Origin of the sequence: Methyloversatilis sp. XJ19-13, assembly GCF_024580155.1 — a bacterium.
Classification (GTDB): Bacteria; Pseudomonadota; Gammaproteobacteria; order Burkholderiales; family Rhodocyclaceae; genus Methyloversatilis.
The window spans coordinates 91288-110630 of sequence record NZ_JANINH010000001.1 but is presented as its reverse complement, the minus strand read 5'-3'; the positions used below and the strand labels follow the sequence as shown (position 1 = coordinate 110630).

Genomic DNA, 19343 nt, shown 5'->3' with positions numbered 1-19343 from the left:
CACTCCTTGCGCACGTTCAGGCGACCGACGGCAGCGTCGAACGCAGGCTTTCGAGCGAGACGCGCTGCTGGCCGTCCGCCTCCTGGAATACCTTGAACACTTTCTCCTGCGCCGGCGTGGACTTGACGAAGTCTTCGTAGGCGCGCTGCAGCAGGCCGCGATAACGCGCATACACAGCGGCGGGTTCGCCCTCGGCTACACCCTGCTCGCCGCGCAGATACTGGTAGAAGCGCTTGAGGATGTGCAGCCGGTTCACATTGACGATCGACTGATCGAAGGGCAGAGCAAAGAATTCCAGGAAATCTTCGGCCGACGAAAGTGTGGCCAGACGCTGGGTCAGTTCATCCATGACGTTTCACTCCTTGAGGGATGTCGGCGGCGTGCAGGCTGCCGTCGAAGGCGGGTTGAGAACAGGTGTCGTCGCAATCGCGACAGGCGCCCTGCATGGCGGGCAGGTCGCCTTTGAGGCGGCCGATCTCGCGTTCGAGATCGGCAATGCGTTCGAGCAGGCAGGCAAGTGCCTTGCCGACCGGATCGGGCATCTGGTGGTGGTCGAGGTCGATGCCGCCATCGGCGATGCGGCGCTGGCTCTTCGGCAGCACCATGCGGCCGGGAATGCCGACCACGGTCATGCCGGGTGACACGTCTTCGATCACCACAGAATTGGCAGCCACGCGTGCGCGGTCGCCGACCGTGATGGCACCGAGTATCTTGGCGCCGGCCCCGACGATGACGCCGGAACCCAGTGTCGGGTGACGCTTGCCGGCGCTCCAGGTCGTGCCGCCGAGCGTGACGCCGTGATACAGCGTCACGTCGTCGCCGATTTCCGCCGTCTCGCCGATCACCACGCAGGCACCGTGATCGATGAAGAAGCGACGGCCGATGCATGCGGCCGGATGGATGTCCACATTGGTCAGCAAGCGCGTGAAGAAGGAAAGCAGGCGGGGCAGATAGCGCAGGCCGCGCAACCACATCGCGTGCGCCAGTCGATGCATCACCAGCGCCTGGATGCCGGGGTAGATGGTCAGCAGTTCAAGCGTGCTGCGTGCGGCCGGATCGCGCTTGAACACGCAGGCCACATCTTCGCGCAGCATGGCGAACAGCCCCAGCTTTGCGGGCGGCGGCGCGGGATCGATGCAGGAATCCAAGGTGGCGTGGTCCGTGTTCATGAAGTCTCCCGCTGCGTGCGCATGACCTCGAGGTAGAAATCCGCGAGCTGGGTGGCGTCCGGTTCGCACTTGTTGCGCGTCGCGTAGGCGCGGATGCGCTCGATGATCTGCGCGACTTCCGGCACCGACGGGTACATGCCGAGCTGTGCGTACGCGGCGAGTACCGCGTGCGAGCCCGAATGCTTGCCCAGCACCATGCGGTGCGAACGGCCCAGTTCGGCCGGGTCGAAGCTCTGGTAGTTGCGCGGGTTCTTGATCAGGCCATCGACATGTATGCCCGACTCGTGCGTAAAGACATCCGAGCCGACGATGCTCTTGTTGGCGGCGATTCGCCGACCGGAAGCGTGCTCGACCAGGTGCGATATCTGCACCAGCGACTGCGTCGTGATGCCGGCATCGGCCCCGTGGATGTGGCGCATCGCCATCACCACCTCTTCCAGAGGCGCATTGCCGGCACGCTCACCCAGACCGTTCACCGTCGTGTTGGCATGCGTCGCCCCGGCGCGAAAGGCGGCCAGCGTGTTGGCGGTGGCCAGCCCGAGATCGTTGTGGGCGTGCATCTCGATTTCGATGTCGACCGCGCGACGCAGGCGCGACACCATCGTCCAGGTGCCGAAGGGATCGAGCATGCCCAGCGTGTCGGCGAAGCGCACGCGGCGTGCGCCGGCCCGCTGCGCTTCTTCGGCTACGCGGCAAAGAAAGTCGATGTCGGCACGCGATGCGTCCTCCATGCCGACGCTGACATCGACACCGGCGTCGAGCGCACGCCCGACGTGCGGCGCGATCTGCGCCAGCACCCAGTCGCGGCTGCGTCGAAGTTTGGACTCGAGTTGCAGGTCGGACACCGGCAGCGACAGGTGAACGATGTCCACCGGACAGCGCAGCGCGGCATCCAGATCGGCACCGACCATACGCGCCCACACCATCAGCTGCGACGACAGATGCTGCGAGGCGATGTCCTGGATGACTTCGATCTCGGCTTCACCCATCGTCGGAATGCCGATCTCCATCTCAGGCACGCCGGCCCGTGCCAGCGCGCGGGCGATCGTGCACTTTTCATCTGCAGTGAATGCAACGCCGGCGGTCTGTTCGCCGTCGCGCAGCGTGGTGTCATTGATGATGAAGTCGGCTGCCATGTCGCGATTCCTCCCGACATTCATTCAGCAAGCGCTATGCCACCACCCGGCCTGATCTCAACCTGTTGATATGAAGTGATTTTCTGGTGTCGCACCGATGGGCCGATCGGCAGTGAAGGAAAGCGGCGCGGCGCGCCTGTCGGCTTTGTGCCGTTTGCAACAGGAAAGGAACAGGGGGATGCCGCGACGTGACAAGTGGCCCGCCTCACAACCGGTCGTGACGCGTGCGCCATGACCGGTGGTCGTCACAGTCTAGAAGCGCCTGACTTCGATGTCGTACTTCTTCAGGGCGTAGCCCATCTGACGCGGCGTGATGTTCAACAGCCGAGCCGCCTTGGCCTGCACCCAGCCGCATTGTTCCATCGCCCATACCAGCCGTTCACGCTCGCCTTGCGGCTTGTCGTCATCCGTCGGCCGCACTGCCGATGCGCCGGCTTCCAGGCGTGTCGGCGGCGCTGCAGCCTCCACCGCATCGTCCGCAGCCGAGTCGTCAGGATGATGCAGTGCCGCGCTCACCAGTACCGGCGACACGGCGTCGTCCTTCTTGACAAAATGCAGCACCTGGGTAAGACACCGGTTTGATGAACAGGGAAAGTCCGACGCCTCGATCGAATCGTGGTGCGCCATCGTCGCGGTGCGCTCTATGCAGTTTTCCAGTTCGCGCACATTGCCTGGCCAGTAGCACTGCATCATCACCGTCTGTCCGCTCGGTGCGAGCTTCATCGTGCGATCGTTCTCGCGATTGAAGCGTTCGAGAAAATGGCGGGTCAGTGCCGGAATGTCCTCGCGCCGTTCGCGCAGCGACGGCAGGAAGATGCTTACCACATTGATCCGGAAATACAGGTCGGCGCGGAAGGTACCGGCGGCCACCATCTTTTCCAGATTTCGGTTGGTGGCGCAGACCAGCCGCACATCGACCTTGATCGGACGCGAGCCGCCGACCCGCTCGAATTCGCGCTCCTGCAGCACGCGCAGCAGCTTGGTCTGGAACGCCGGCGATATGTCGCCGATCTCGTCCAGAAATAGCGTGCCGCCGTCGGCCAGTTCGAAGCGCCCCTTGCGCTCGCCACTGGCGCCGGTGAACGAGCCTTTTTCGTGGCCAAACAATTCCGACTCGAGCAGCGATTCGGACAGCGCCGCGCAGTTCAGCTTGATGAACGGCCCGCCCTTGCGGGTCGACAATTCATGGATTGCCCGCGCAATGACCTCCTTGCCGGTACCGCTCTCGCCACGCAACAGCACGGTGGCGCGCGACGGTGCCACCTGGTGCGCTTCGGCAAATACTTCCTGCATGCGGGGCGAGGAACCGACCACATTGTCCAGTTTGAAGCGGCCGCGTGTCTCCCGCCGCGCCAGTTTGGCCTGATTCAGCAGACGTTCATGTTCGTCATGGACGACGCGGCGCAACGCCACCGACTGTCCGACCAGATTGGCCGCCATGGTCAGCACGCGAACATCGCTGCTGAAATTGCCACGCGGCGTCACGGCACGATCCACGCACAACACGCCAAGGGCTTCGCTGCTGCCGCGTATCGGCACGCCGATGAAGGCAATCGTGTGGCCGTCGGCTTCATCCAGGGCGCCGGTGCGGTTGAGGAACAGCGGTTCGACCGAAATGTCGGGCACCACCATGGGCGAACCCGATCTGTAGATGCGTCCGAGTATCCCCTCGCCGGCCCGATAGCGTCCGCTCGCCCACTCCTTGGCGCTCAGCCCGACCGCCGCCGCGAGGCTCAGCGATTCGCCATCCTCGTCGGCCAGCGCAATCATCGCGCGCCGGAAATCAAGGTGATGCGCGAGCACATTGAGCGCCTCGCGCAGCGTCTTGGTGACGTCCAGCGACGAGCTCAGGATCTTGCTGATCTCGTAGACCGTCACCAGTTCTACATTCGCACGAGCATTCAGCTCGACTCCATTCGCACCCATGATGCAGCCCCCGGCGGTTTGTCCGGAAACCCGATACGACGTCCGTGTGGTCGTGTTGGGTTCCCACTGTGCAGTGGCCCCTGGAGGTCTTGTTATGTTGGGGAAAAGCGGGCGAGCGACTTTTATCGCCTACGCTGGCGACCGTCCGGCGGCCTGCTCCAGATGGTGGATTAACCCGCATTTGTCTCCGCCCGGATACATCCAAGCAAAGCCCGTACCCGGAGCATGGGTATCACGCACAACCGCCGCCGAATGCACGAACGCCGGCACGACGCCGTTTGCGTGTGGTCAGAGAGCGCGAGCTCACTCGCTTGGCGTTCAGCCGGTGGTCCATGCAGTCCGGGTTGGTGCAGCGCAATACCAAAACAGTGCGTGCGCGGGCTGTCGCTGATGCTGCAAAGCCGACAAACCCTGTCACACGCTACATACCCACCGGACGACATCCGGCCAGCCCGCGATCGCCGCGTCCGGCTGGCGCGGCGCCGAAGTTCCGCAGCGGGTCGTGAAATGGCACGACGTTTGCAAGGTCGATCTCAATGCACAGGCCGGAGCGGGACATGAAAGCGCAACCAACACGGATCGTCGCCATCGAAGGCAACCGTCTCACCGTCGCTGTCGATGCACCGGCTGCCTGCGGTGGCTGCCGGTCGAAGTCGGCTTGCGGCACCGGCGACGGCAGCACGCACCGGATTGAGGTCGCGGCCGATCTGGCGCGCCGGCTGCGCACGGGTGATCAGGTGTCGATCATGGTCGATGACGGAACGATGATGCGTGCCGTGGCCGCTGCCTATCTGCTGCCGTTGGGCGGCCTGCTCGCGGGCATTGCGGCAGGCAGCGCACTCGTACTGCCCGACATTGCCGTCGTGCTGTGTGGCAGCAGCGGCCTGTTTTCCGGTCACCTCGGCTCGCGCCTGCTGGCTCGCCATTGGCGGACCCAGCTGCAGCCACAGGTTTGCCAGGGTGGCGGTACGGCCTGAGCGGGCGTGACTGTCCGGCGCTGACTTGTCGCGACTGAAATCGCCTGCCTGCCGTCGGGCGCGGCAGCGACCGGATAGAATTCGTGTCGACCGCCACTTTCAGACCCGAACACCATGTCAGATCGCAGTTCCGCTGCTCCCGCCTCGAATTTTCTGCGCGCCGTCATCGAAAAGGATCTCGGTGCGCATACCTACGCCAGTCGCCGCTGGGCGCGCGGCCCGGGCGATGCCGCCCACCACGCCGCAGGCGAGCCCGATCCGGCGAAGATCCGCACCCGCTTTCCGCCCGAGCCGAACGGCTATCTGCACATCGGCCATGCCAAGTCGATCTGCCTGAATTTCGGCCTGGCGCGCGATTACGATGGCGTGTGTCACATGCGTTTCGACGACACCAATCCGGAAAAGGAAAGCGTCGAATATGTCGAATCGATCAAGGATTCGGTGCAGTGGCTGGGCTTCGGCTGGGAGGCCTTCGGCGCCTCACACCTGTATTTCGCCAGCGACTACTTCGACTTCATGTATCGCGCGGCGGAACATCTGATTACCGCTGGCCACGCCTACATCGACCAGCAGACGCCGGACGAGATGCGCGCCAGCCGCGGCACATTGACCGAAGCGGGCAAGGATTCGCCGTGGCGCAACCGCCCGGCCGACGAATCGCTGGCGCTGTTCCGTGAAATGCGCGACGGCCTGCACGCCGACGGCGCCATGGTGCTGCGGGCGAAGATCGACATGGCCAGCCCGAATATCAATCTGCGTGACCCGGCGATCTACCGCATCAAGCGTGCGCATCACCACAACACCGGCGATACCTGGTGCATCTACCCGATGTACACCTACGCCCACCCGCTGGAAGACGCGCTCGAAGGCATCACCCATTCGATCTGCACGCTCGAATTCGAAGATCAGCGGCCGTTCTATGACTGGGTGCTTGAACGCCTCGCGGAAGGGGGTCTGCTCGCGCACCCGCTGCCGAAGCAATATGAATTCGCCCGCCTGAATCTGACCTATGTGGTGACCAGCAAACGCAAGCTGATGCAGCTGGTGACCGAAGGCCACGTCAGCGGCTGGGACGACCCGCGCATGCCCACCATCGTCGGCCTGCGCCGGCGCGGCTACACGGCGGAGGCGATACAACTGTTCGCCGAGCGCATCGGCGTGTCGAAGGCCGATTCGTGGATCGACTATGCGACGCTGGAAGGCGCGCTGCGCGACGACCTCGACGGTCGCGCCGCGCGGGCGATGGTGGTGCTCGATCCATTGAAGCTCAAGCTCAGCAACTGGGACGCGCTGTTCACCGGTCGCGAAACCGAAACCTGCTCGGCACCGGTAAATCCGCACCACCCCGAACTCGGCCAGCGCAGCTTCATGCTGTCGCGCGAAGTCTGGATCGAGCGTGAAGACTTCATGGAAGAAGCCCCCAAGGGCTATCACCGACTGTTTCCGGGCAACCGCACGCGGCTGAAGTATGGCTACGTGATCGAATGCACCGGCTGCGAAAAGGACGCCGACGGCCGCATCACCGCCGTGCTGGCGACCATCGTGCCGAACACGAAAAGCGGTACCCCGGGTGCCGACAACGTGAAGGTGAAGGGCGTCATCACCTGGGTCGGCGCACTGGATGGCGTGACGACTGAGGTACGGCTGTACGACCGGCTGTTCACGGAAGCCCATCCGGACGCTGGCGGACGCGACTTCCTGACCGTGATGAACCCCGATTCGGTGACATCGGTGCAGGCCATCGTCGAACCCGGGCTCGCCAATGCCGCGCCCGATGACCGCTTCCAGTTCGAACGCCACGGCTACTTCGTTGCCGACCGCAAGGATTCCTTGCCGGGCCGCCCGTTGTTCAACCGGACGGTGACGCTGAAGGACAGCTGGGGAAAATAGAGGATCGGGACGCTGTTGTCAGTGAATGGCGTGCCGCGAATCTTTGACAACAGACCCCTGCTCCCGTCGTGAGCGACGAAATGTCGGATTTTTTTACATCGTGCTTGCAGCGCTGCAGCAGGGCGATGCGTGCAATGCGCCCTGGCGGGCCCGGAACTTCCTGGGCCCGATTTTTGCTTGATTCCATATTGATTTCGTCACGCACCTGTCATCCGATTTCCCGGGAGTCCGCACATGATTTCAAACATCCGAACCATGGTCGCAGTGACCGCTTTTGCAGCTTCGATGAGCGCAGCGCAGGCCGAAACGGTCTCGATCGGCTGGATCGGTACCGTGCTGAACGGTCCGGACAGTTTGCTGGGGACCACCTGGGCCGGCACCCTCAGCTTTGACGACAACTTCCTCGGTCTTGAAGATGAGGTCGAAATTGGTACTGCGGACGGTCTCCTTCTGACGTTCGAATTCCGTGGACAGACCTTCACGAATTCGGACGACACCGATTTCGACAGCTACCCGAGAATCACGCTCACCAACGGCGTGATCACGGACCTGAATTTCCTGCTCGTCGATGGTGACGAGCAGGGACAGGAACTGTTCGACGGCGAATTCGCCGGAGATGATCTGAACGTATTCAATCTCGACACCTTCAACCCCATCCAGTCGAATGGTGACGGTACCTACTCGGTCGGCCTGAACGTCAATGTCCCGGCAATACCCGAACCAGCGACCTGGTTGTCGATGCTTGCCGGCCTGGGTCTGCTCGGCCTGTGCGCGGGATCCGGTTCACGCCGGCGCGCGCCGGCGTGAACTACGCCATTCCACCGGGTACCGCACGGGCTTGCGACAGCGCAGCGCATCGATGATCGAATCTGTCCCGCTCGACAAAGCCTACCGCCTGCTGAACCACGGCCCGACCGTGCTGGTCGGCAGCGCGCACGGCGCGCGACGCAATGTGATGGCGGCAGCCTGGTGCATGCCGCTCGATTTCGACCCACCCAAGCTGCTGGTGGTGATCGACAAGTCGACCTTCACGCGCGAGCTGATCGAAGCGTCGGGCGAGTTCGTCATCAATGTACCGACGCAGGCGCAGCGTGCGCTCACCGTGGCGGTCGGTAGCGATTCCGGCCGCGAGCGGGACAAGTTCGCCGCACCGGATATTACGACCTTCGCCGGCGACAGGGTCGCAGCCCCGTTGATCGACGGCTGCGTGGCCTGGCTGGAATGTCGCGTCGTCCCCGAAACACACAACCAGAGCCGTTACGACCTGTTCATCGGCGAGGTGGTCGCGGCGCATGCCGACAGCCGGGTGTTCAGCGCCGGGCGCTGGCATTTCGGCCCGGAACACGACGCGCTGCGCACGATCCACCACGTGGCCGGCGGCGCCTTTTTCGTGACCGGACCGATGACGGACGGCGGCACCGACTGAGTGCGCGCGGGTTGTGCGAACTTTTCTGCAGTCGCGACGTTCCGATAGCGGCTGTTCGAAATTCCGCCGTTACAACGCCATCCATTGCGAGGCCGCCGATGATCCGCCTGTCCGCCCTGCTCGCCTGTTTTTTCGGTCTGTCTTCCGCCGCCGCGGCAAACGATGCGGCGGAGGAATTCGGCTCGGCCTTCTACACCGGCCTGTCGATCAGCGTGGTGCAGGTGCGCGTGCTCAACGGCGCCGGCAAGGGCTATTTCGGGTCGGGCGTTGTGGTGGCGGAGAACGAGGTCGTCACCAACTGCCATGTCACCCGGCAGGCGGTGCGCATCGAGGTGGCCAAGGGGGCGCTGGTGTATCCGGTATTCGGCCAGAAAGCCGACATGTCCAACGACCTGTGCCTGCTGCGCACCGGACCGATGCCGCTGCGCGTCGCCGAGCTGCGCGATGCGGCATCGGTGAAGGCAGGCGAGAAGTCCTTCTACTATGGCTACTCGGGTGGAATCGAAGCCTTCTTCGCCCCCGGGCGCGTGGCCACCACGCATCCGCATGACGGCATGGCGGTGATCGAAACCTCGAGCGGCTTCGCTCTGGGCGGCAGCGGCGGCGGGCTGTTCGACGCCCGCGGCAGGCTGATGGGCATCACCACGTTTCTGGCGTCCGGCCATGCCGGCGGCTACTTCGCCATGCCGGCGGAGATGATCCGGCGCGTCCGCACACTGCCCGAAAGCGATGTGGCGCCGATCGACGGCCTGGCCATCTGGGAAAAACCGGATACGGCGCAGCCGTGGTTCCTGCGTGTCGCACGCATGGGCACCCAGGCGCGCTGGCAGGCCGCCGCCGAACTGGCAGGCGAATGGACACAGGCACAGCCTGACAATGCCGACGCCTGGCATCAGTCAGGCGTGGCACTGTCGCGCCTTGATCGCCACGCGGACGCGCTGGCTGCCCTGCAAAAAGCGATCACCCTGGCGCCGGGTCACCCGCAGATACTGTTCCACACGGCACTGGCGCTTGCGCGCACCGGGCGCAGCGACGAGGCCGAAAAGATCCGCAACGAACTTGCGCAGGCCGACACGGACCTCGCCAGCCGACTCGAGAAGGCATTCGGAAACGGCGGAATACCGCCGGTACCTGCGGACAGCCCGGGCTGTCTGCGACTCGATACGTGCTGACCGCTGCGCAGATGGCCTTGCGTCGCCATCGCAGCGATTGAGTCTTGCGCGCACGGCAAGGTGCGCGCGCCATATGGGTTACGGATGCCCGCTCACGACCTGCGGGCATCGGGTATGCACAAGTGCTCCAACGCGTCTGAATTCCGTCTAGGGCGTGGCCGTCACGCCGATGGCTCGACCGTTCTCCGGGGGAACCGCCGCTGTCACTTCCAGCCCTGAGCTGGCGGATGCTTTTTCCGCAGGACCGGCGGCAGTGGGTGCGGAGAGCAGATCACGCGACAGCTTCTGCGCCGCTTCCACCTGTTCCGGCTTGAGCGATGCAGCAATTTCATCCCGCGCGCCGCGTGCAGCACCATGTCCCAGGGCCGCCGCGCGATTGAACCAGGCGTAAGCCCGGATCAGGTCGAGATCCACCCCCTCGCCGATGCGGTGCAGGCGTCCCATGTGATATTGCGCCGCGACATGGCCCTTGCGCGCCGCCTCCATGAACCACCTGGCAGAGGCGTTATAGTCCTGCAGCGTGCCTCGGCCCAACTTGTAGACCTGCGCCAGTTCGTACTGTGCCTGGGCGTGCCCCTGCTCCGCAGCCTTTTCAAACCACTTGATCGACTCGACCAGATCCTCGCGTTCGCCGGTTCCGCCCTGCGACAGCAGCATCGCGTATTCGAACTGTGCCAGCGAACTGCCCGCTTCCGCCCGGATACGCGCGACATCACGCGGGTCGAGCTCGACCAGTTTTCTTTCGTGCTCGCTTGGAATGCGCGATCCGGCGCTCTGCACGGTGATGACCACAAGGGCCGAAATGCTCAGAAACACCAGGCCCGCAAATGCAGCCAGAGGCACGCGCCGGAAGCGCACGAAGCGCTTGTGGCAGTTGCGGCAGCGCACCGGACGCAACCAGAAGCGGCCGGCCTTCTCGGCCGCGGTCCTCCAGCTCGAGTCTTTGGTGTTCCGACTCATGCAGTAGGGGCAGCCGCGTGTGCCCTGCAGGATGCCGGAGGTGCGGGTGGAAACATTCATCGGCGCAAAATTAGCACGACGGGGCAAAGGCTTGCCGTGAATTACTGTGGCGCTGGCATGAGCACATCACTTCAGGCAGCAGGCGGCACGAATCCCGACACGCCGTCTGCGCCCTCGCCGAAGAAGTGTTTCTCCATCTGCTCGGCAAGATATTTGCGCGCGCGCACGTCCATCAGACTGAGGCGGTTTTCGTTGATCAGCATGGTCTGATACTTCACCCATTGCTGCCAGGCCTCCTTGGACACCGACTCGAAAATCCGCGCGCCGAGTGGGCCAGGCACCGGCGGAAAGTCCAGACCTTCCGCTTCGCGTCCCAGTTTGATGCAATTGACCATGCGTGCCATCGTGTAACTCCTTCAAAAAATGAGATTCGGAAAGGGCGTGTCAGCCGCTCAGGGCCTGCGGCGATCGTCATGTACCATGGCGGCGCTGGTACATCCGGAAAGCATTCTTGCCATCGTTCTTGGCTGCGTACATCGCAGCGTCCGCCGCACCCAGCAAGGCTTCGCCGGTCGAGGCGTGAACCGGATAGATGCCGATGCCCGTGCTCACGGTCACATAGGCGCGCTCGCCGTCAAACTCGAAGTTCATGCCCGACACACGCTCGCCGATGCGTCGCGCCAGACCGGTGATGGCCTGTTCGTCGGTGTCCGGAGCGAGCACACCGAACTCGTCACCGCCGAGCCGGAAGAAGATTTCGTTCCGCCGCACGACCGCGCCAACTTCGCGCGCCAGCTTCATCAACACCTGATCGCCAGCCTGATGACCATGCCGGTCATTGACCGGCTTGAAGCCATCCAGATCGAACAACAGCAAGCCAAGTTGCGTGTGTCGCCGGCTGGCGTCTGCAATCATGCGTTCGAGTTCTTCATGGAAGCGGCGACGATTGTAAAGATTGGTCAGCGGGTCGCGTTCTGCCATCTGTACCAGCGCCTCGGCTGCACGCCGCTCGGCCGTAACGTCTTCGTAGATCCAAACGCGACCGAGGAAGCGGCCGGGCGTGGCCGACGGCACCAGCGCCGACTGTTCGCGGATGATGCGACCGTCACGCAGCAGGATGTCCAGCGGCTCGGTCGGAAGTCGCGTGGCAAGAATCTGCGCCATTCGCTCCCGGTAGCCGTCTTCGTCCGCACGCAGCACCGCCGTGCGTTCGATCAGCACACTGTCGCGCATGCCGGAAAGGTTTTCGTCCGGCGCCATGCCCCAGATCAGCTTCAGCATCCGGTTTGCGTGCTGTGCGCGCCCGTCGCGATCGACGAACAGCACACCCAGCTTGATCAGGTCGAGCAGCGCCTCCAGCCGCGAACGTTCTTCCTCGCTGCGCGTGAGGTAGTAATCGCGCAAGCCCTGTTCGCGACGCAGCGCGGTCACTGTATCGAGAAGCTTCAGCTCGGCTTCCTTGCGGCTCTGGATGTCGTCGGCCGACACCCGCACGCCCAGGCAAACGCCTGCCTCGTCGTAGATCGGCTGCCAGTTCAGGGATACCCACACCACACCGCCATCGCGACGCAGCAGACGCACTTCGAAATTTTCGCCGCTGGCGCCAGCCAGCGCCTCTTGCGCGCGGGTGGCGAATATCTTGCGGTCCTTCTCATGGACGAGCATGCCTGCGAGATTTTCGCTCAGCAAGCAATCCAGCGGGCTGTGGCCGGTCACCCGTTCGATCGAACGATTGACCCAGATCAGGCGACCTTGCGGCCCGAACCAAGCCTCGACGCCAAAGGTGAAATCGGCGATCGCATGAAAGCGCGATTCACTCTTGCGCAACGCCATGACCCGCTCATCAAGCGCCTGAACCATCTGGTTGAAGGCTCGGGTCAGACGCGCCAGTGCATCGTCGCCGACCACCGGGAGCGGATTGACGACCTCCGCCCGGCGCAGCGCGATGGCGCGCGTTTCGATCGCGGTCACACCATCGAGCACGCCGCCGAGCACCCAGCGAGTCAGCAGCACATGCAGCGAAAGAATCAGGATGCCCAGTAGCAGCATCGACGTCCGCAAGGTGGCAAGCGCCGACTCGAGACGAACCAGCCTCGCACTGGCGCGCGCGATGCCGACCGGCGCGCTGGCGTCGGCCGACCTCAGCTCGATGCGGAAATCGTGGCGGCTGCGCCCAGCCGCCAGTGCGGCACGCAGGTCAGGGTGCGGCGGTCCGAGCACGGCCGGACCTCCGTCCGCCACCAGTACGCGCCCTGCGGCATCACGCACTTCGATGTAACCCAGGACACCGAGCCGGCGCAATGCACCCGCTTCGGCGGCCAACCGCGCCTGATCGTGCGTCACGATTTCACCCAGGCGGGTCTGCATGTCGACGGCCAGCGCGGCGATGCGCGCGTCTTCCTGCGAAATCAGATGACCGGCCAGAAGGTGGTGGGTGAGCCCGAGCCCCAGGATCAGCAGCAGGCCCAGCACTACCCCCGACCCGATGAGGCGTGCCTTCAGTGTGCCGATGCGCGCGAGCAGGGCCGGTTTCATGTCAGTGGAGCGGCGGCCGCGTCATCAGAGCACCTTCACCAGAACCTTGCTGCGACGCTGCGGGTTGTAGCTCTCGCGCTTCAAGCGCGGCAGTACATCGATGCCGGCTTCTACGAAACCACGCTCGACGAACCAGTGTGCCGTCACGGTAGTGAGCACGAACAGGCGTTTCATGCGTTCGGCCCGAGCCCGCGCCTCGACAAAGCTGAGTATCTGTTCACCATAGCCGTGGCGACGGTACTCGGGCATGACCGCGAGACAGGCGAGTTCGGCCATTTCTTCTTCCGCATACGGGTAGAAGGCGGCACAGCCCATGATGACTTCGTCGTGTTCGAGCACGCTGAAGCGATCGATCTCGCGTTCGAGCCGTTCGCGGCCGCGACTGACCAGCGTGCCATCCGCTTCCATCGGCGCGATCAGGCCGGCCACTGCCGGCACATCGTCCATGCGCGCATTGCGCATAAGCGCAAGCCGTTCGCGCGAAATGACGCTGCCGACGCCTTGCGTGGTGAAGAATTCGAGCAGCAGCGCGCCATCGAGGTCGCGATCTATCATGTGCGCCCGCGCCACTCCCATCTTCACCGCACGGATCGCCCGCGGCAGGTAGAGGCCCAGGTCTTCGGTGATGCCGCGACCTGCCTTCAGCCATTGCGATGCTTCGTCAGCGGTGAGTTCCGGCACCAGCTCTCCGGCTTCATCGACGATGCCCGGCGCGTCGCACAGATAGATCAGCTTCGTCGCCTGCAGGCCGATGGCAACCGATTCGGCCACTTCTTCCATGCACAGGTTGAACACCTCGCCGGTCAGCGAATAGCCGTAGGGCTGCATCAGCACGATATCGCTGTCGACCAGCGCGTCATTCAGCGCCTCGACGTCGACCTTGCGCACGGCCCCGGTGTAGCCGTGGTCGATGCCATCCACCACGCCCACCGGACGCGCTGTCAGGAAGTTGCCCGACGCCACCTCGATCGTGCTGCCGGCCATCGGCGTATTGGGCAGCCCCTGCGAAAACAGCGCCTCGACATCGATGCGGATGGCGCCGTTGGCGCGTTTCACGCAGTCCATGGCCGGCGCGTCGGTCACCCGCAAACCATTGTGATAACGGGGCTCCAGGCCGCGTGCCGCCAGTTCTTCCTCAATCTGCGGGCGCGCCCCGACCACCAGCACCAGCTTGATGCCGAGCGCGGCAAGCAGGTTGCAGTCCTGCACCAGCGAATTGGCGAACGGGCTCTTCAGCACCTCGCCGCCGACCGCGACCACGAAGGTTCGGCCGCCGAAGGCATGGATATAGGGTGCTGCGCTGCGCACCCAGGCGACGAAGCGCGGTGAATCGGGATCAGCGTGCATTCAGGTTCCGTCCGGTAAGTTCCCGATTCTATCCGAGCGCGGCCCGCCGGAACGCTCAGCCGATCGCCGATTCGAGACGGTCGCAGACGGTCTGCAGGATGTCGAGGCGGGCGCGGTACTTGTCGTCCGAGCCGATCAACGCCCACGGCGCCGCCTCGGTGTGCGTGCGCGCCAGCATGTCGCGCACCGCCGGCAGATAGGCCGGCCACTTTTCGCGGTTTCGCCAGTCATCCGGCGTGATCTTGAAGCGCTTGAATCGGGTACGACTGCGCTCTTTGAAGCGCTTCAGCTGTTCGTCGGGGCTGACGTCGAGCCAGAACTTGCAGACGATGGCGCCATGCGCCACCCATTCCTGCTCGAAGGCGTTGATTTCGTCGTAGGCGCGCGCCCAGTCATCCGGCTCGGCAAAGCCTTCGACCCGCTCGACCAGCACCCGGCCGTACCACGAGCGGTCGAACAGTGCCGCCCGGCCGTTGCGCGGCACATCGCGCCAGAAGCGCCACAACCAGGGGTACTTGCGCTCATGTTCGGACGGCGCCGCCACCGGATGCACGCGGTAATACCGCGCGTCGAGTGCATGGGTGATGCGACGAATCGCACCGCCCTTGCCCGCTGCATCCATGCCTTCGAACACCAGCACGAGCGCGCGATCTTCAAAAGCCGGCTGGCGCAGCAACAGGTTCAACCGCCCCTGCAGGGCTTCCAGCGCAGGCTGGTAGTGCGCCTTGGTCATCGGCTTCGACGGGGCCGCTGCTTCGCCGACCGGTGCCGCCGGCGCCTCGGCCACCGCCATCGAAGGCGGCGGCAACGGCGCCGGTCGCGGCGGACGCCCTGCCAGCGTGGCACGCAACGCGCGCAGCACGACGCGACCGACCGCCAATTCGCACAGACGGGTGTCCCGTGCGTCGATCAGGTGCCACGGCGCATGCGGGTCGTCCGTCTCGCGGATCGCCTCTTCCGCCACCTTGCACAGCCTGCGGTGACGACGGTGTTCGTGCCAGTCCTCCGACGTGACGCGCCAGCGCGTTGCCGCGTCCTTTTCGAGCGTCTTGAAGCGGGCACGCTGGGTGTCGGCGTCCAGATGCAGCCAGAACTTGAGCACCACCGCGTCTTCCATCGCCAGCATGTGCTCGAAACGGCGTATCGACTGCAGGGTGCGGCCGAACGCCGGCCGCTTGATGCGGCGGTCGACGCGGTCACGGATGGTTTCGCTGTACCACGCATCGAACATGATGGCGGTGCGCCCGCGCGACGGCAATGCCTGCCAGAAACGCCACATGTGGGGTCGCAGGCGTGCGGCTTCGTCGCGCGCCCCGAACGCACTGGTGCGGATATGACGCGGGTCCATCCACTCGTTCAACGTGTTGACCACCACGCCGCGGCCGGCGCCCGCCACGCCGGCGATCAGCAGGATGACCGGCGTGCGTGCCTGCTCCAGGATCGAGTACTGCGCATCGAGCAGGTCGGCGCGCAGCCGCGCGACCGCCCTATCGAACCGGTCTTCATCCATCGCTTCGAACGGGGGCAGCGAATCGAACATCAGAAATCTCCGATCAGGGCGTTGAGCGCGGCCACCACGGCCACACCTGCAGTTTCAGTGCGCAAAACGCGCGGACCGAGGGTGAGCGCGGCGAACCCGCTGCCGCGCGCGGCCTGCAGTTCGTCGTGGTCGAAACCACCTTCCGGACCGATCAGCACGCTGATCAGCTGATCGGCTTTCAGGCTAGCCTCGCGCAACGGCACCCCACCTTCCGGATGCAGCAGCAGGCGCTGCCCGTCGGCACGCGCGACCGCCTGCTCGAAGGAAAGCAGCGGCAGCACCTCGGGCACGACGTTGCGACCGCACTGTTCACAGGCAGCCACCGCAATCTGGTGCCAGTGTTCGATCCGGCGCTGGGCACGATCGCCGGCCAGGCGCACGACCGCGCGCCGGCAGCTCACCGGCTGCACGCGCGCAACACCGAGTTCGACCGCTTTCTGCACGATCCAGTCCATCTTGTCCGACGCCGCCAGGCACTGCATCAGCGTGATCCGCAGCGTCGGCTCCCGCACTGGCGCACGACGCTCGCCGAGTACCGCGCGCAGGTCGCGCCCCTTGCCTTCCAGTCGGGCTTCGACTTCGAAACCGCGACCGTCGAACAGGGTCAGCGGGTCGCCGGCCGACAGGCGCAGCACACGTTCAACATGGTGGGCGACTGCAGCCGGCAGCGCGAGCACGCCGACGGGTTCGTCAGGCAGAGGGCAGAAAAAGCGAGGATTCATCGTATTATCATTGGTGCACTGCGAGAGGATCACGACCCGCGCTCCGCCAGGGCGGGCAAACCCATGGAAGCATGATGGTCAGCACTTCGACACCTGTCTGTGACTTCGGTCTGGCAGCGCCGGACTTCCGGTTGCGCGACGCCGACGGCCGCCAGCATTCGCCGGACACGTTGTGCGGACCGGCCGGTCTGCTGGTGATGTTCATCTGCAACCACTGCCCGTATGTTCAGGCAATACTGCCACGGCTGGTGGTGACGGTGCGCGAGTTGCAGGCGCTCGGCGTCGGCGCAGTGGCCGTCATGTCGAACGACATCGACCAGTATCCGCAGGATGGCCCTGACGCCATGAGCGCGCTGGCGCGCGACAGGGCGTTCTCCTTTCGGTATCTGCTGGACGCCGACCAATCGGTGGCACGCGCCTATGGCGCCGTGTGCACGCCGGATTTCTTCGGCTACAACAGCGCATTGCAGCTGCAATACCGCGGTCGCTTCGACGCCTCCCGCAAGGAGGCTGCGCCACCGGATACGCGGCGCGACCTGTTCGAGGCCATGCGCCTCGTGGCACTGACCGGCGAAGGTCCGCGCGAGCAGACGCCGGGCATCGGCTGTTCCATCAAATGGCGTCAGGACTGAATCCATGAGCTCACCGACCCTCATCCAGATCGTCGACACCGCGCGCAATGTGGCGCGCGAAGTCATCATGCCGCACTTCCTGACGGCGCAACGCAACACCAAGGACGACGGCAGCCTGTTCACGGTGGTCGATCTGGCGGCGCAGGAAGCGCTGATCGAACGCTTGCCGCGCATCATCGATCGCCCGGTACTGGGCGAAGAAATGCCGGAATCGCTGCAGTTGCGTCTGTGGCACGAAGGCCAGGACGGCATCTGGTGCATCGATCCGATCGACGGCACGACGAACTTTGTCAACGGCATCCCGTTCTTCGGCGTGGCGATCGCCTACATCGCCGAAGGCCGGACGCGCTATGGAGTGGTGTACAACCCGATGACCGACGAGGCCTTCTACGCTGAAGAAGGAGGCGGCGCCTTCCTGAACGGCACGGCGCTGCCGCTGCGCACGCCGGCCCGCCACCTGCTGGACGCGGTCGCCGGCGTCGATTTCAAGCGCATTCCCAAGCCGCTGGCCGATGCGCTCGCCACGCAGTCGCCGTTCTATTCGCAGCGCAACTTCGGTTCCAGCGCACTCGAGTGGTGCTTTGTCGCAGCGGCACGACTGGATGTCTATCTGCACGGCGGCCAGATGATGTGGGATTTCGCCGCCGGCACCCTGATTGCCGCCGAAGCCGGCGCGCAGTGCTCGATGCTCGACGGCGAACCGCTGGACATGTCACCCGGCCGCAAGACGCCGGTCGTCGTCGGCGCCAACGCGGCGCTGTATCGGGAATGGATGGACTGGCTCAACGCGCACGGCGCGCGCTGAGCCGCACAGGCAAATCCGGCCTCACGCCGGCTGCGCGGACGTCACCTGTGCATTGACCAGACCACCGCCCTTTGCCAGCAGGAAGTCGCGCAGCGCCTGCGCGGCCGGCAGCAGATTCTTGCGGTCGCGATAGACCACATGCCAGTTGCGGATCACCGGCGTACCCGGTGCAGCGATCCGGCGTAGCACGCCGGTCCGCAGTTCGAGCTGGCAGGTGTGCTCCGACAGGAACGCCAGCCCCATTCCCGCAATTGCGGCCTGTTTGATGATCTCGTTGCTGGGCAGCTCGATGATTTCGGTCGGGCGGATGCCATGTTCGATCAAAAAGCTTTCCTGGGTCACCCGTGTGCCTGATCCGCGCTCGCGGATCAGGAAGGCTTCACGCCCCAGATCTTCCGCGCTGGCCATGCCGCTGCCGGTCAGCGGGTGACCTTCGCAAGCGAGGATGGACAGCGGATGCTCTGCGAACACATGCGCCTCGCACCCCAGCGCAGCCGGCGGGCGCCCCATGATGGCGAGGTCGATCAGGTTGTCTTCCAGCTGGCGGAAGATGTCGTCGCGGTTGTGCAGCGAAATGCGGACCTGCACGTCCGGAAAGCGCTCGCGGAAAGCCATCAGCAGCTTCGGCGCGATGTACTTCGCAGTGCTGACCACGCCAACCGACACCAGTCCGGCGTGACCGCTCGCCATCTGCGCGAGCGCGGCTTCCGCCTCGGCCAACTGGTGTTCGATGGCACGTGCGTGACGGGCGATTTCCATGCCGACATCGGTCACCCGCAGCTTCTTGCCCAGGGTTTCGATCAGCGGCAGCCCGATCAGGCCGTCGAGCGCCTTCACCTGCATCGAGACTGCGGGTTGTGTCAGATGCAGCTCTTCGGCAGCGCGCGAAATCGATCCGAGGCGGGCGACCGCTTCGAAAATCCGCAGCTGGCGAAGCGACACCCCTCGTGTCCACTGAGTTGTCATATCAATCGGTATCAGGAAATTTAATAGATCGTATCAAAACAACTTATTTTGAACCACAGCAGATTCCAGATATATTGCACTGCAACAGCGGTCGAAAACAAAGCGCGACAAAGGTACGGCGTGTTTTCGGAAGCTCTCGA

The 19343-nt window shown here is 64.5% G+C and carries 18 protein-coding genes; 7 read left to right on the top strand and 11 right to left on the bottom strand.

Translation table 11 applies throughout. The annotated features are described in order from the left end of the window. Positions 1–16: 16 nt before the first annotated feature. From nifW to nifA, 4 genes are all read right to left on the bottom strand, one after another. A complete protein-coding gene (gene nifW, locus NMQ14_RS00505) occupies positions 17–349 on the bottom strand; it encodes a nitrogenase stabilizing/protective protein NifW (RefSeq protein WP_257092516.1) in 333 nt (110 codons plus the stop codon). Beyond that, positions 342–1169 (bottom strand): serine O-acetyltransferase, encoded by an 828-nt coding sequence (cysE, locus tag NMQ14_RS00500; protein ID WP_373457162.1) that lies wholly within the window; start codon positions 1167–1169, stop codon positions 342–344. The genes nifW and cysE overlap by 8 nt, the downstream gene beginning before the upstream one ends. Continuing rightward, entirely contained in the window at positions 1166–2305 is a 1140-nt protein-coding gene (nifV, locus tag NMQ14_RS00495) for a homocitrate synthase (RefSeq protein WP_257092515.1), read from the bottom strand. Before nifV ends, cysE begins: the two co-directional genes overlap by 4 nt. Before the next feature lie 252 nt (positions 2306–2557). Next, complete coding sequence (gene nifA / locus NMQ14_RS00490; RefSeq protein WP_257092514.1) at positions 2558–4231, bottom strand: nif-specific transcriptional activator NifA; 1674 nt, start codon at positions 4229–4231, stop codon at positions 2558–2560. A 557-nt stretch (positions 4232–4788) separates the two neighbouring features. Here nifA and NMQ14_RS00485 point away from each other — a divergent pair. From NMQ14_RS00485 to NMQ14_RS00465, 5 genes are all read left to right on the top strand, one after another. After that, the gene (locus tag NMQ14_RS00485; protein WP_257092513.1) at positions 4789–5208 is read left to right on the top strand and encodes a SoxR reducing system RseC family protein; all 420 of its coding nucleotides are present in this window, start codon (positions 4789–4791) and stop codon (positions 5206–5208) included. 114 nt (positions 5209–5322) lie between these two features. Beyond that, complete coding sequence (locus tag NMQ14_RS00480; protein WP_257092510.1) at positions 5323–7098, top strand: glutamine--tRNA ligase/YqeY domain fusion protein; 1776 nt, start codon at positions 5323–5325, stop codon at positions 7096–7098. Positions 7099–7332: 234 nt separating this feature from the next. Beyond that, positions 7333–7905, top strand: a complete 573-nt coding sequence (locus NMQ14_RS00475) for a PEP-CTERM sorting domain-containing protein (protein ID WP_257092509.1) — start codon at positions 7333–7335, stop codon at positions 7903–7905. Positions 7906–7957: 52 nt separating this feature from the next. Then, positions 7958–8524, top strand: coding sequence for a flavin reductase family protein (locus NMQ14_RS00470; protein ID WP_257092508.1), 567 nt, complete (start codon positions 7958–7960; stop codon positions 8522–8524). Positions 8525–8622: 98 nt separating this feature from the next. Beyond that, positions 8623–9696 carry a serine protease gene (locus NMQ14_RS00465; protein WP_257092507.1) on the top strand — a complete coding sequence of 358 codons (1074 nt, stop codon included), beginning with the start codon at positions 8623–8625 and terminating at the stop codon, positions 9694–9696. Positions 9697–9843: 147 nt separating this feature from the next. Here the strand turns inward: NMQ14_RS00465 and NMQ14_RS00460 are convergent, their stop codons facing one another. From NMQ14_RS00460 to NMQ14_RS00435, 6 genes are all read right to left on the bottom strand, one after another. After that, entirely contained in the window at positions 9844–10716 is an 873-nt protein-coding gene (locus tag NMQ14_RS00460; RefSeq protein WP_257092506.1) for a tetratricopeptide repeat protein, read from the bottom strand. A gap of 71 nt (positions 10717–10787) precedes the next feature. Beyond that, entirely contained in the window at positions 10788–11060 is a 273-nt protein-coding gene (locus NMQ14_RS00455) for an oxidative damage protection protein (RefSeq protein ID WP_257080205.1), read from the bottom strand. 67 nt (positions 11061–11127) lie between these two features. Next, the gene (locus tag NMQ14_RS00450) at positions 11128–13191 is read right to left on the bottom strand and encodes a diguanylate cyclase domain-containing protein (RefSeq protein WP_257092505.1); all 2064 of its coding nucleotides are present in this window, start codon (positions 13189–13191) and stop codon (positions 11128–11130) included. A 24-nt stretch (positions 13192–13215) separates the two neighbouring features. Continuing rightward, positions 13216–14538 carry an amino-acid N-acetyltransferase gene (argA, locus tag NMQ14_RS00445; RefSeq protein WP_257092504.1) on the bottom strand — a complete coding sequence of 441 codons (1323 nt, stop codon included), beginning with the start codon at positions 14536–14538 and terminating at the stop codon, positions 13216–13218. Positions 14539–14593: 55 nt separating this feature from the next. Next, positions 14594–16078: a polyphosphate:AMP phosphotransferase gene (gene pap, locus NMQ14_RS00440; RefSeq protein WP_257092503.1), complete on the bottom strand. Its 1485-nt coding sequence runs from the start codon at positions 16076–16078 to the stop codon at positions 14594–14596. Beyond that, the gene (locus tag NMQ14_RS00435; RefSeq protein WP_257092502.1) at positions 16078–16800 is read right to left on the bottom strand and encodes a 16S rRNA (uracil(1498)-N(3))-methyltransferase; all 723 of its coding nucleotides are present in this window, start codon (positions 16798–16800) and stop codon (positions 16078–16080) included. Before NMQ14_RS00435 ends, pap begins: the two co-directional genes overlap by 1 nt. A 74-nt stretch (positions 16801–16874) precedes the next feature. On the opposite strand from NMQ14_RS00435, the gene NMQ14_RS00430 reads away from it, so the two are divergent. Both NMQ14_RS00430 and NMQ14_RS00425 read left to right on the top strand, forming a co-directional pair. After that, on the top strand, positions 16875–17432 hold the full coding sequence (locus NMQ14_RS00430; RefSeq protein ID WP_257092500.1) for a thioredoxin family protein: 558 nt from the start codon (positions 16875–16877) through the stop codon (positions 17430–17432). 4 nt (positions 17433–17436) lie between these two features. After that, complete coding sequence (locus NMQ14_RS00425; protein WP_257092499.1) at positions 17437–18237, top strand: inositol monophosphatase; 801 nt, start codon at positions 17437–17439, stop codon at positions 18235–18237. Positions 18238–18258: 21 nt separating this feature from the next. Here the strand turns inward: NMQ14_RS00425 and NMQ14_RS00420 are convergent, their stop codons facing one another. Then, entirely contained in the window at positions 18259–19179 is a 921-nt protein-coding gene (locus NMQ14_RS00420) for a LysR family transcriptional regulator (RefSeq protein WP_257092497.1), read from the bottom strand. Between the last annotated feature and the right edge of the window lie 164 nt (positions 19180–19343).